The 12,090-nt window shown below is 69.6% G+C and carries 12 protein-coding genes and 1 pseudogene; 8 read left to right on the forward strand and 5 right to left on the reverse strand.

Features of this window, described 5'->3' with window-relative positions; all coding sequences use genetic code 11:
• Nucleotides 1-72 precede the first annotated feature (72 nt).
• Nucleotides 73-858: a TSUP family transporter gene (locus DJ82_RS08975; protein WP_094581612.1), complete on the reverse strand. Its 786-nt coding sequence runs from the start codon at nt 856-858 to the stop codon at nt 73-75.
• A gap of 175 nt (nt 859-1,033) precedes the next feature.
• On the opposite strand from DJ82_RS08975, the pseudogene DJ82_RS08980 reads away from it, so the two are divergent.
• Nucleotides 1,034-1,423, forward strand: a pseudogene (locus DJ82_RS08980) (redoxin domain-containing protein); the annotation flags it as partial.
• Between the two features lie 177 nt (nt 1,424-1,600).
• Here the strand turns inward: DJ82_RS08980 and DJ82_RS08985 are convergent.
• The 3 genes from DJ82_RS08985 to DJ82_RS08995 form a co-directional block, all read right to left on the reverse strand.
• Entirely contained in the window at nt 1,601-1,789 is a 189-nt protein-coding gene (locus DJ82_RS08985; protein WP_094525179.1) for a hypothetical protein, read from the reverse strand.
• A 145-nt stretch (nt 1,790-1,934) separates the two neighbouring features.
• A complete protein-coding gene (locus DJ82_RS15500; protein WP_254921650.1) occupies nt 1,935-2,069 on the reverse strand; it encodes a hypothetical protein in 135 nt (44 codons plus the stop codon).
• 142 nt (nt 2,070-2,211) lie between these two features.
• The gene (locus DJ82_RS08995) at nt 2,212-2,733 is read right to left on the reverse strand and encodes an Lrp/AsnC family transcriptional regulator (protein WP_094581613.1); all 522 of its coding nucleotides are present in this window, start codon (nt 2,731-2,733) and stop codon (nt 2,212-2,214) included.
• Between the two features lie 331 nt (nt 2,734-3,064).
• Between DJ82_RS08995 and DJ82_RS09000 the strand changes: the two genes are divergently transcribed.
• Genes DJ82_RS09000 through DJ82_RS09025 form a run of 6 tightly spaced genes read left to right on the forward strand, consistent with a single transcriptional unit; the run spans nt 3,065 to nt 9,657 of the window.
• Nucleotides 3,065-4,258, forward strand: a complete 1,194-nt coding sequence (locus DJ82_RS09000) for a substrate-binding domain-containing protein (RefSeq protein WP_094581614.1) — start codon at nt 3,065-3,067, stop codon at nt 4,256-4,258.
• 51 nt (nt 4,259-4,309) lie between these two features.
• Nucleotides 4,310-5,437, forward strand: coding sequence for a phosphate ABC transporter permease subunit PstC (gene pstC / locus DJ82_RS09005; protein ID WP_094526897.1), 1,128 nt, complete (start codon nt 4,310-4,312; stop codon nt 5,435-5,437).
• The gene (pstA, locus tag DJ82_RS09010; RefSeq protein ID WP_094581615.1) at nt 5,434-7,002 is read left to right on the forward strand and encodes a phosphate ABC transporter permease PstA; all 1,569 of its coding nucleotides are present in this window, start codon (nt 5,434-5,436) and stop codon (nt 7,000-7,002) included. Before pstC ends, pstA begins: the two co-directional genes overlap by 4 nt.
• Complete coding sequence (gene pstB / locus DJ82_RS09015; RefSeq protein ID WP_094581616.1) at nt 6,999-7,940, forward strand: phosphate ABC transporter ATP-binding protein PstB; 942 nt, start codon at nt 6,999-7,001, stop codon at nt 7,938-7,940. Before pstA ends, pstB begins: the two co-directional genes overlap by 4 nt.
• 5 nt (nt 7,941-7,945) lie before the next feature.
• The gene (gene phoU / locus DJ82_RS09020) at nt 7,946-8,614 is read left to right on the forward strand and encodes a phosphate signaling complex protein PhoU (protein WP_094525223.1); all 669 of its coding nucleotides are present in this window, start codon (nt 7,946-7,948) and stop codon (nt 8,612-8,614) included.
• Between the two features lie 2 nt (nt 8,615-8,616).
• Nucleotides 8,617-9,657: an AbrB/MazE/SpoVT family DNA-binding domain-containing protein gene (locus DJ82_RS09025; RefSeq protein WP_094581617.1), complete on the forward strand. Its 1,041-nt coding sequence runs from the start codon at nt 8,617-8,619 to the stop codon at nt 9,655-9,657.
• Nucleotides 9,658-9,775: 118 nt separating this feature from the next.
• Here the strand turns inward: DJ82_RS09025 and DJ82_RS09030 are convergent, their stop codons facing one another.
• Nucleotides 9,776-10,546: a halo transducer protein gene (locus tag DJ82_RS09030; protein ID WP_241881485.1), complete on the reverse strand. Its 771-nt coding sequence runs from the start codon at nt 10,544-10,546 to the stop codon at nt 9,776-9,778.
• Nucleotides 10,547-11,542: 996 nt separating this feature from the next.
• On the opposite strand from DJ82_RS09030, the gene DJ82_RS09040 reads away from it, so the two are divergent.
• The gene (locus DJ82_RS09040) at nt 11,543-11,728 is read left to right on the forward strand and encodes a hypothetical protein (protein WP_143420531.1); all 186 of its coding nucleotides are present in this window, start codon (nt 11,543-11,545) and stop codon (nt 11,726-11,728) included.
• Nucleotides 11,729-12,090: the final 362 nt, after the last annotated feature.

Below are 12,090 nucleotides of genomic sequence, written 5' to 3' on the forward strand. Positions count from 1 at the left end.
ACGATCTCCGTCCGAGTCAGTCGATTGCGGCGCACGGAGAGTCGGCGGCGGGGCGGAGATCGGGACCGCCGCTCAAGCGATTCCGGCGCCGCCGAGGATCAGCCGGACGCCGATGACCGTCAACAGCCCGAGGACGGTCCCGCGTCGGAGCCGCTCGCTCACGCGCTCGCGGAGGCGCTTTCCGACCGCGACGCCGGCGAGGGCGGGGACCGCGGCGGCGACCGACGCGAGGGCGAGCCCGAGGTCCGGGTAGAGTCCGAGCGCGCCCGCCGCGACGACGCGCAGGCCGTTGATCCCGACGAACACGAGCGCGACGACGCCGACGAACAGCCCGTGCGAGAGGTCGAAGCTCCGCACGAACGCGACGAGCTGCACCCCCACGTTCGTCGCGCCGAACAGGACGCCGGAGACGGCGCCGACGGCGCCCATGACGAGCGGCGTGTCGGCGACCGCCCGGTCGCTGACGACGGGCGGGGGAGGCAACGGGACGGCGCGCTGGGCGCTCGCCACGAACGCGAGCGAGACGAGTCCGAGCAGCGCGCGCACCGGCGCCTCGGGGAGCCGATCGAGCAGGGCCATCCCGAGGATCGTGCCGACCAGCGCGGCGACGAGCAGCGGTGCGAACCGAGTTCCGCACTTGCGGAGCTCCTCGCGGGTGAGGTCGCCGACCAGCGCGACGTTCACGGCGAACATCGGGAGGATCATGAACGCGACGGCGGTCGCGGGGTCGAGCGTCGTGGCCAGTACCATCGTCCCGACGACGGCGAAGCCGAACCCCGCGACCCCGTTGACGGCGCCCGCGACCGCGACGACGAGGGCTATCGCCGCCGCCAGTTCGACGGAGAGCGCGAGGGTCATACGTTCGAGACGTGATCCCTATTTATAAACGACCGTTGCCTGTGCGGCGGCGGGACACGGGCGCGCGAAACCGAGTTTCCGGAGCATCCGCCTTGGGCTCGGCCGCGTAACGGTGTGTGCGATCACACCGCACGATCGGCCGAGGCTCATACCGCTCGGCCGTCGTGTTTCACGCATGCTTCAGACCGGACAGACGGCGCCGACGTTCGAGCTCCCCGGGGCGGGGGGCGGGCGGATCGACACGCACGGGCTGGCCGAGTACGTCGACAGCGGGTGGGCGGTCGTGGTGGTGTTCTACCCGTTCGACTTCCACCCGGTGTGTACCAGCCAGATGTGTACGCTGCGGGACAGCGAGGCGCTGTCCCTCCTGGAGAACACCGTGGTGCTCGGGATCTCCACCGACGGCGTCTACAGCCACCGCGCGTTCGCGGAGGAACACCGGATCGACTTCCCGCTGCTCTCGGACAGCGACGGTCGCGTCGCCGAGGCGTACGGCGTGCGCGCCGACGAGATGGACGACCACCGCGGGGTCGCGCGGTCGGCCCTCTTCGTGGTCGACCCCGACCGCACCGTCCGGTACGCGTGGCGGAGCGAGGAGCCGGCCGACGAGCCGGACCTTACGGCCGTCGAACACGCCGCGCGGTGTCACGGCGACGAGTGCGACCTGCCGGACGGGAAGTCGTACCTGCGAGCGCCGGCGGCGACGCGCCCCGCTCTTCCCCCACGCCGTCGCGCGATACCGCTACTCCGACGGCCGAGAGACGCCGAGCGGCTTCCGGCAGTTCTTACAGAGGAACAGGTCGTGGTTCTCGTAGAGTTGGAACGACCCGTCGTCCGCCGGTTCGAGTTCCGTCACCTCGCCCTCCGTTTCGAGGTCGTCGGTCGAATCGATGCTCGCTTCGCACTCCGGGCATTCAAGTGTATCAGACATACGCAACCATACAATTTATTAACAGATAAACATAGTCGGGCAGTGCGGCGGCGATACACACGCGGCCCCGGGACGGGGTATCGGGGCGTCAGAGACGGCGTATCGGGGGGACAAAAACGGCGGACCGGGATATCGCGGCGCCCCGCTAGTCGAAAACGGGCGAGTCGCGGTGGTGGTCGACGGCCCGGTCGATCCACTCGTCGACCGGTTCGCTCGGCTCGTCGAGGAACTCGAAGGGGTCGCCGGTTCCGTACCCGTCGAGGTCGACCGTCCGATCCAAGGCGCCTTCGAAGACGCCGAGCGACGGGGCTGTCCGGTACCCGTGGGTCGTCGAGGCCGACGACGGCGTTAGGACCCCTATGCGGGCGCCCGTTCGAAGAGCGACCCTCACTCGTCGCCCGCTGCGGGCGCGGCGGGGCCGATCACTCGATGTCGCCGTCCGCCTCCTCGAGCCCGTGCGAGCGGAGGAGGGTCTCCTCGCCGTAGTCGCGTAACATCCCGACGCTCTCGTCGGCTTTGATCGAAGTGATCACGAACTTCGAGCTCGTCCGTTGGATACCGTCTACGGCCTCGAACCCCTCGACGAGGGTTTCGACCATGTCGCGGGACGGGAGCCGCGAGACGACGATGAAGTCGGTGTCGCCCATCATGAAGTAGACCTCGTTCACGCCTTCGATATCGGCCAACTCCCGCCCGACCTTCTCCTGGTACCCCTCTCCGAACTCGGCGAGAACCTCGGTGATGACCGTGAGACCCAGTCCGGCCTTCTCGAAGTCGATCTCGAACAGATCGTTTTTGATCACCCCTCGTTCCTTCATGTTCTTGATCCGATAATGAACGGTCGACTTCGGGATACCCGTCTCCTCTTGGATGCGTTCGGGGCTGGTGGAGTCGTTCTCGGCGATCGAGCGCAGGATGCGAACGTCCCGGGCGTCGAGGCTCATCTGTCCCGCACCTCTGAGCGGGTCCGACCGCGCGCCGACCGAGTGTCAGTCATACTCGTACCGTGTCGGTAGCTGAGTAAATAGACTTGCCTCCGCGGACCCGCTCGGGAGTCGAGGATTCGGTCCGGAGCTCCGGTGGTATCCGGACGGCCTCGCGACGGTACGGACGGCCGGAGGCGTCGGTTCGTCCCCCGCTCGCCGCGGCCCCTCGTTCTTGCTATATATCGATCAGTATCAGTAATAATCGATATAATACGATACCGGTCGCACGGGATCAGAAAACACCATTGTATTAACCTATTATAAACCAGTTTAAGGGATTTGTGCCTGCATTCAGTCGACGTCACGCGATTCGGGACGACAGGCGGACGCGGTATCACGCCGAAAATACCTGCTCACGTCGGCCGCTATCGGGGCGGCCGGCCTCGCGGGGTGCAGCGGCAACAGCGACGACGGCAGCGACGGCGGCGACGGGGGCGACGGGGGGAGCGAGAGCGAGAGCGATGACAGCGGCAACACGATGGAGTCCGGGTCGTCGGGGCCGGCGACGGTGACGGCCGAGGGGTCGTCGACGGTCTACCCCATCTCGAACAAGGGCAGCTCCTACTGGAACTCGAACTCGCCGGCGAGCGACGGCGAGTACTGGGGGTCCAACGACGAGTCGTCGGTCGCCGGGTGGGGCCAGATCGAGACCGACCAGAACATCGCCGACTACTTCGCCAGTCTCTACGGCTTCGAGCCGACCGGCGAGCGGTCGAACCCGCCGTTCGCGACCCGCGTCGCGCTGAGTCACTCGGGGACCGGCTGCGAGGCGGTTCGAGACGGCCTCGTCGACATCGAGAACTCCTCCGGGCCGATCACGGCCGAGCTCGACATCAGCGAGGAGCAGCGCGACGAGAACTACGTCGACCACGTCGTCGGCCGGGACGGCCAGCCGGTGTTCGTCAGTCAGGCGATCTACGACGCCGGCGTCGAACAGCTCACCGGCGAGCAGATCCGCGGCATCTACCAGAGCGACGTCACCAACTGGAGCGAGGTCGGCGGCCCCGACAAAGAGATCTACGTGGTCGGCCGCGCCGAGGGCTCCGGAACCGACACGTCGTTCCGCCTGAACATGCTCGGTGACGCCGACGCACCGATGGACGTCGACACCCGTCTCGGGCAGAACCAGCAGGTCCAACAGGTCCTCCAAGACAACGACAACGCCATCGGCTACATGGCGCTGGCGTTCTCCGGATCGGGGATCCAGGCGATCGCGATCGACTTCGAGGGCACGGTCTACCGCCCGGACCCCGACGCCGAGAACACCATCTTCGACTCGGAGTACCCGCTGAACCGGGACCTGCACATGTACACGCGGATCACGGAGGAGACGCCCGAGGGCACGGACATGCGCGAGGCCGCGTTCCTCAACATGTTCCTGACCGAGTTCGGCCAGAAGACGTTCGTCGAGGACGTCAACTACATCACGCTGCCCACGTCCGACATCGAGGCCGAGCGCGAGAAGCTCCCCGAGCAGGCCTGAGTCCGGCTCCTCGGTCCCGCGGACACCCGTCTCGCGGTCCGACCTCATTATATGTCACTCACTACCTCCCGAACCGATTGGCGCGCTGGCATCGAGCGACGGCTGACCAGAACGCGGGAGTTCGTCGACGACGCGGACCCGGAGGCGCTGGCGGTGGTCATCGCCTCGATGGGGTCGCTCTTGACCGCCTTCGTCGGGTTCCTGTTGGCGTCGCCGTGGACGGCCGTCCCGCTCGGAGCGTTCCTGATCGCCACCGGCTACGGCTGGGTACGCCACCAGGCGCTCGTCGCCCGCGCGGTCACCTTCGCGATGACGACGGTGACGCTCGTCACGCTCGGGCTCATCGTCGTGTTCATCTTCGCCGAATCGATCCCGGCGTTCCGGTACGAGGCGGCGAGCGTCTTCGGCGTCTCCGTTCCGGGACTCGGGATGTTCGCGCAGACCCGCTGGGACGCCGTCTCGGATCCCGTCCGGTACTCGCTGCTGCCGATGATCCACGGAACGGTGATGGTGACCGCCATCGCGACGCTGGTGGCGGGGCCGCTCGGCGTCGCCGCGGCGCTGTTCATCGCCGAGATCGCGCCGCCGCGGGTCCGCGAGCTCGTGAAGCCGGGGATCGAGATACTGGCGGGGATCCCCTCGATCGTGTACGGCTTCATCGGGTTCACCGTCATCAACCCGTGGGCGAGCGACGCGTTCGCCCTCAACGGCGGCTCGACGTACCTGTTCGTCGGGATGGTCGTCGGGCTGATGGCGCTGCCGACGGTCGTCTCCGTGGCCGAGGACGCGCTGACGAGCGTGCCGGACGTGATGAAGAACGGGTCGCTCGCGCTCGGGGCGACCGACTGGCAGTCGATGACCTCGATCACGCTGCCCGCGGCCTTCTCCGGCGTCTCGGCGGCCGTGCTCCTCGGGGTCGGGCGGGCGATCGGCGAGACGATGGCCGCGACGGTGATGCTGGCCGGAATTCCGCGGATCAGCGACCCGCTCGTGAACGTCTTCTACGGCTACGAGACGCTCACGTCTCTCATCGCGCGGGGGTACGGCAGCGCGAACGGGGTTCACGAGAGCGCGCTGTTCGCCGCCGGCGTCGTCCTCTTCGTCACCGTGTTGTGTCTGAGCCTCGGCTCGCAGTACATCGAGGCGCGGATGCGTCGCCGCCTGGGGGGCGCCGAATGAGCCGCGCCACGCAGACCGCGCTCGTCCGGGACGACCGCACGACGTACGAGGCGGCCGCCGGGGCCGCGGTCGGGCTCTCCGGCGTCGCCTTCGTCGTCGGCCTGGCGGCGCTGGTAGGCGCCGTCGAGATCGGCGACCCCGTCGCCGGCGTCGAGCTGTCGGTGGCGTTGGGTGCAGTGCTGCTCGCGTTGGGACTGGCGGTCGTCGGCTTCGGCGTCGCCTCGCGGCTGGGGTTCGTCGACGCGGCCCCCCAGCCCAGCGCGGGGGTCGTCGCCGCGGTCGCGTTCACGGGGATCTGGCTCGCGGCGGGGGTGACGGCGGCCGGAGCGGCCGGGATCGGGACGGTCGGCCGGCTCGGCGTCGGGACGGTCCTCGGCGGGGTCGCGTTCGCGGCGACCGCGCTCCCGCGAGAAGACGTCGGATCGACGGTGCCGGCGGGGGCGGTCGCCGTTCTCTGCGGACTGGCGCTCCTCATCGGCGTCGTCGGTCCCGGCTGGGAGCGGGCGCTCGCCGGATACAACGCGACGCTGTTCGGCGACACCGTCGTTCCCGCCGTCGTGCTGTTCGCCTCGCTGGCGACCGGCTGGAGCGCCGCGAAGGCGTACGGGGGGTTCGGCGCTCGCGGGCGGAACGTCGGCGCGTACGTGCTCATCTACCTCGTCGTCGGCTCGATACTGGCGGTGCTCGTCGGGCTCGTCGCCTTCGTCACGGCGAAGGGACTCCCCGGGCTGTTGAACGGGGTCGGCGTCGGCGGGGAGACCCTCGTCCGGTGGCCGTTCCTGACCAACGGCGCCGAGCTGTTGGCCGACGTCGCGGGCGTGTTCCCCGCCCTCGTGGGGACGGTGTGGCTGGTCATCGGCGCCGTCCTCTTCGCCGTGCCGACCGGCGTCGGCGCCGCCGTGTTCCTCAGCGAGTACGCCGAACAGGGCCGGTTCACCGGCGCCGTCGAGGTGGCGACCAACGGCCTCTGGAGCACGCCGAGCATCGTGTTCGGGCTGTTCGGCGCCGCGTTCCTGATCCCCAGATTCGGCAACCAGAAGTCGCTGATCGCCGGCATGCTGACGCTCGGGTTCATGCTGTTGCCGCTGGTGCTGATCACGAGCCGGGAGGCGATACTCGCGGTGCCCGACGAGTACCGCGACGCCAGCGCGGCGCTCGGCGTCTCCAAGTGGCAGACGATCCGCAGCGTCGTCCTCCCCGCGGCGATCCCGGGCGTCACGACCGGCGTCATCCTCGGTGTCGGACGGATCGCCGGCGAGACCGCCCCGATCCTGCTGACCATGGGCGGCGGCGTCCTCCCGGCGAAGTCGGCCGCTCCGAACGTGTTGAGCGGCTTCCGACTGAGCGCGTCCCCGCCGTTCGTCAGCAACCCCGCGCTGTTGGAGGCGACGAGCGCGCTGCCGTACCAGCTGTACGCGCTCATCACCGCGGGACTGAGCGGGAACATCCGGAACCCGCAGGAGTACGCGTGGGGACTGGCGCTGACGCTGCTGCTCGTCGTGTTGGCCTTCTACGCGGTCGGTATCGCGACGCGCTACTACTTCAGACGGAAACTCCACCAATGAGTCAGACAGAGAACGCAGACGCCGAAGACGCCACGGACGCCACAGCGGTCACGGCGAATCGCACCGACGGCCGGCGGGCCTCCACGACCACCGGCGAGACCGCCGAGGAGACGCGGCCGGAGTGGACGAGCTACGAGGCGAGCGGCGAGACGAAGGTCGCCGTCGAGGACCTCGACGTCCACTACGGCGACGACCACGCGCTGAAGGGCGTCTCGATGGACATTCCCGAAGAGAGCGTGACGGCGCTCATCGGTCCGTCCGGCTGCGGGAAGTCGACGTACCTCCGGTGTCTCAACCGGATGAACGACCGCATCCGCGCCGCCAGCGTCGACGGGACGGTCGAGCTCGACGGCGAGGACGTCTACCAGGACGGCGTCGACCTCGTCGAGCTTCGAAAGCGGGTCGGGATGGTGTTCCAGAGCCCCAACCCCTTCCCCAAATCGATCCGCGAGAACGTCTCCTACGGACCGCGGAAACACGGCGACATCGAGACGGGCCTCCTCGCGCGGTTGACCGGCCGCGCGGAGCCCGAACGCGAGGCACGGCTCGTCGAGCGATCGCTCGAGCGGGCCGCGCTGTGGGAGGAGGTGAACGACCGGTTGGACGACAACGCGCTCGGACTGTCCGGCGGCCAGCAACAGCGGCTCTGTATCGCCCGGTGTCTCGCCGTGGACCCGGAAGTCATCCTCATGGACGAGCCGGCGTCGGCGCTCGACCCGATCGCCACGGCGAAGATCGAGGACCTCATCGAGGACCTCGCGCAGGACTACACGGTCGTCGTCGTCACCCACAGCATGCAGCAGGCGGCCCGCGTCTCCGACCAGACCGCGGTCTTCCTGACCGGCGGCGAACTCGTCGAGTACGACGACACGGAGAAGATCTTCGAGAATCCCGAGAGCCAGCGCGTCGAGGATTACGTTAGCGGGAAGTTCGGGTGATCGCCGTGTCCCGCGAAGCGTACCGCGAGTCGCTGGACGAGTTGCGGGCCGACGTAGAGTCGATGGCGGACGGCGTGCTGTGGCAGCTCCGGCGAGCACTCGACGCGCTCGAAGGCGGCGACCGCGGGCTGGCCCGCGAGGTGATCGAGGGCGACGAACGCGTCAACCGGCAGTACCTCGACCTCGAGGGCGACTGCGTCGAGCTGATCGCGCTCCAGCAGCCCGTCGCCGCGGACCTCCGCTTCGTGGTCGCGTCGTTCAAGATACTCACGGATCTGGAACGGGTCGGTGACCTCGCGACGAACCTCGCCCGGTACGCCCTCGCCGGGAGCGCGGACGTCGTCTCCGACGTCCGGGTCGGGGGGATCGGCGAGACCGTCACCGGTCAGCTCCGGGCGGCCGTCGACGCGTACGTCGACGCCGATTCCGAGGCGTGTCGAGCGATCGCCGACCGCGACGACGCGCTCGACGCGGCGTGTCAGAACGCCAGCGACGCGGTCGTTCGCGAGCTGATCGCCAGTGATCCCGATCGCTGGGAGATCGAGCGGCTGCTCGACGACGTGTCGCGGGTGCTGCTCACGATACGCGACCTGGAACGAATCGGCGATCACGCCGTCAACGTCGCCGCGCGCACGCTGTACATGAACGACGGTGACCTCGAACTAGTCTACTGACCATGGAGACCAGAAAGCTGCAGGAGGTCGGCGGCGGCACGTTCACCGTCTCGATTCCGAAGGGGTGGGCGAAGAGCCACGGCTTCGAGGTGGGGATGGAACTGCGGCTGTACACCCACCGTGACGGCTCGATCCTCGTCCGGTCCTCGGCCGCCGACGCCGACCGCCTCGGCGAGGCGACGATCGACATCGGCGACGACGCCGACACCGACGCCGGCGGCGGTCCCGAGGCCGTTCGACGCGCGGTTCGGACGGCTCACGCGGTCGGCTTCGAGACGATAACGCTGCGTCGGGCGGAGGCGTTCTCCGACGCGGAGCGCAGCGCCGCGCGGTCCGCGGTTCGCGGGTTGGTCGGGACGAACGTGCTCAGCGAGTCGGACTCGGAGATCACGATCAGACACCTCTTGGACACCGCCTCCGTCTCGGTCCGTCAGTCCGTCGTACAGCTCCGATACGCGGTCGTCTCGCTCCTCCGCGACGCGACCGAGGCCTTCGTTGACGCCGCGGACGCGCGGTCGAGGATCCGCGACCGCGCCGACGAGGCGCGCCGCTCCGCGGAGATGGTCACGCGGCACTTCTCTCGGTCACTGGTGTCACACGCCGAGCTCGACGCGCTCGGTGTCTCCCGGCCCGACCTGTTCGCCTACTACGCGGCCGCTCGCCGTCTCGAGGCAGTCGCCGACCAGGCCGTCCGGATAGCGGGGATCGGCGAGAAGCTGTCTGGGCCGCTCGCCGACGAGGCGGCCGCGGACGTGCGCCCCGTGGCCGACGACGTCGCCCTCGCCGTCGACGACGCGGTGACGGCCGTCCTCGACGGCGACGGAGCGGCGTCCCGGCGGGCGAGGGAGCGGTGCGACGACGCCGCGGCGGGCATCGAGTCGATCGACGGGCGGCTGTACGGCGGCGCGGTCCCGGGGCCGGTCTCCGCGGCGGTCGCGCTGTCGGACGCGCTCGCGCGTCTAGAACGGGCGGCCGACTGCGCTCGGTCGGTGACGGAGACCGCCGCCGCCGCCGCGATCCGCGACGAGAACACGCGGAACTGACCGCTCGGACGGCGCGGTCGTCCGGCGTAGGACAGAGCGGCCGGCCCGACGCGGGCGGCGGGCGGGGCGTCGACGCTCGACGCTTCTCCGGCATCCACGCGACTGCCGGGAGACGCGCTTATCCGTCGATCGCGGGGCGATACTCCTCGACGAGGGCCTCGACCTCGGCCCACGGGACCGGCGGCTCCATCGAGTCGAGCGCCTCGTCGAGCGCGGCCAGTCGGTCGCCGAACCGCGCGGTCCACTCGGGCTCGGCGCGCGCGGCGACGCGCTCGCCGGCGGTCTCGTGACGGGCGCGGACCTCGTCGAGTCGCGGCCCGATCCCCGACGGCGGGGCGTCGCCCTCGCGCTCGGCCCACGTTCGGAGCGCCGCCAGCTCGGCCCGGACGTCCGCGATCAGCAGCGACGCGACGCGGTGTCGAACCGTCGCCGCGGCCCATCTGGCCGCCGCGCCGCGCTCGCTCCCGGCGGCCTCCCCGTCGGCGGCGAGCGATTCGACGGCGGCGTCGAGCTCGTCCACCGACGCCGCGAGCGCGTCGACGTCGGCGTCGAGTTCCTCGACGCGCCGGTCGGAGTCGGCGAGCCATCCCTCGAAGGAATCGATCTCGAACTGGAGGTCGTCGGCGGCGCGCTGGACCTCGGTCGCGGCGGTCGTCACCCGCTTGACCCGTCGCGCGATCTCGTAGAGATCGCCGTCTCCCTTCATGTCGAGCACCTCCTGAACGGCGTCACCGAGGTCGTCCGCGCGGCGATCGACGTCGGCGAGACGCGCGTCGAAGTCGTCGAGGCGCCCGGACACGGGAGCCAGGTCCGCGACCGGAGCGGCCGCCTCCCGCGCGCCGTCCAGCTTCCCGGCCGCGAACTCCGTCCGCGTCTCGGCGGTCGTCACCACGAGCGACGCGTTCGCGACCGCGTCGTCGACGGCCGCCCGGCGGACGACCCCGTCCCGGGCGACGATCGCGAGCGTCTCTTCGCGCTCTCGCCGGCGCTCCCCGTCGTGCGACGCCGCCGCTCGTTCGACGGACGAGCGTCGAGATCCGCCGGCTCGCCGTCGGCCTCTCAGTCATCCGCGTCAGCCCCGCGACGGCGTCTCCGAAGCAGCTCGTCGAACAGGGCGTCGACGCGCTCCGGCGATCTCGTCGCGGGATCTCGCGCACCATCCGCGAGTGTGCGCGGGCGGCCGTGCTGGTCGTCGAGGTCCAGTCGCGGTTCCTCGCCGTCCACGTCGCGGGGGTCAGACGTCGACGCCGGACAGCCATCGTGACGACCAGCGTCCACCGCCCGCAGCTGTCCGGCGTTTACCTCCCGCGGCGTCCGTGCCGAGGTCGACGTCCAGTTGCTGCATCGCCTCGACGACGACGTCGTGACGCCGGTCCGGCGGGGCGCGTCCGCCGGTTGACGATCTCGTCCGATCGCCCGCGCGCGGCGGTGCGTTCGCGCATCGGCGAACGCGGCCGCCCATCTGGCTCCGTCCCGCGTTCTGGACGCAGACGAACGCGATCCGGTGGTCCGGTCGAATCCGCTGTGATGGATCACGACACGGTATGGTGCCGGCGGCATCAGTAAAATCGTTAATCGTGAACCTGATACGGAGGGCTATTAGACAGCGATATAGCGGATCCGTGAGCGTCGGAACCCTCCTCAGGGTCGTCACGTTCCGGACCGTCGCGACGGCGTCTCCAAGGCACCGATCGACAGAGGCGTCGTCGAGGCGGTCCGGGGAGGCCCGGGACGCGGCGCGCCTACTCGATCCGCTCGCCGGCCGCCCGCGATTCCCGAGTCGGTGCGCTCGTCCCACTCCTCGAAGCGCGTGGCTCGGTCATCTCTTCATTCCGGCGAGCGCCGCTCGGATTTGAGTCCGACGAAGCGGGACGTGGCGACGGTGATGACGACGTCCCGCCTCGACGACCGCTCCCGTCCGGAGAACGGCGTCGACGAGGTCGACGAGGCGTCGTCGTCAGACTTCGTCGGACGCATCGTCCTCCGCGAGTTCGGGCGTGAACGTGTAGGCGGCCACGGACCGGTGAACCGCACCTCGATACCGGGTCGGCGCGACGTCATCGAGCAGTAGTCCGACGACTCCCGTTCGTCCGTCGGTCGGCGAGGACGGCGAACGAGCGAGGACGTCGACGTTCTAAAAGTTCGGCATCGCCGATGTCTAAACCCCGCTCTCCGAACGGTCGCCGAGGTGACGAGTCTCCGTCGCCTCGCCCCGAGACGATTCGTCGAGGTCGGCCGCCTCCGCGCAAAGGCGCTGTTCGTCGAGCAGTATCCGGTCGAGGCGGTCCTTTCGTACCGCTTAGTGAGCAGGAAACCGCGTGCTCGTTCGGCTCGTTTCGGCGCTCGCGAGGGCGGAGGTCCGGTCGGTCGCCTCGAGCTCGTAGCGGCGGCGTCCTCGTCCAGACGACTCGACGCGTACTCAAAAACAAACAA

Origin of the sequence: Halorubrum sp. Ib24, from assembly GCF_002252745.1 — an archaeon.
Lineage (GTDB): Archaea > Halobacteriota > Halobacteria > Halobacteriales > Haloferacaceae > Halorubrum.

Bases quoted from the DNA above. Each gene is read 5' to 3' on its own strand.
- pstC (WP_094526897.1), top strand. From the start codon at position 4,310: ATGTCACTCACTACCTCCCGAACCGATTGGCGCGCTGGCATCGAGCGA.
- pstB (WP_094581616.1), top strand. From the start codon at position 6,999: ATGAGTCAGACAGAGAACGCAGACGCCGAAGACGCCACGGACGCCACA.
- DJ82_RS09025 (WP_094581617.1), top strand. From the start codon at position 8,617: ATGGAGACCAGAAAGCTGCAGGAGGTCGGCGGCGGCACGTTCACCGTC.
- DJ82_RS08995 (WP_094581613.1), bottom strand. From the start codon at position 2,733: ATGAGCCTCGACGCCCGGGACGTTCGCATCCTGCGCTCGATCGCCGAG.
- DJ82_RS09040 (WP_143420531.1), top strand. From the start codon at position 11,543: ATGACGACGTCCCGCCTCGACGACCGCTCCCGTCCGGAGAACGGCGTC.
- DJ82_RS08975 (WP_094581612.1), bottom strand. From the start codon at position 858: ATGACCCTCGCGCTCTCCGTCGAACTGGCGGCGGCGATAGCCCTCGTC.
- pstA (WP_094581615.1), top strand. From the start codon at position 5,434: ATGAGCCGCGCCACGCAGACCGCGCTCGTCCGGGACGACCGCACGACG.
- DJ82_RS08985 (WP_094525179.1), bottom strand. From the start codon at position 1,789: ATGTCTGATACACTTGAATGCCCGGAGTGCGAAGCGAGCATCGATTCG.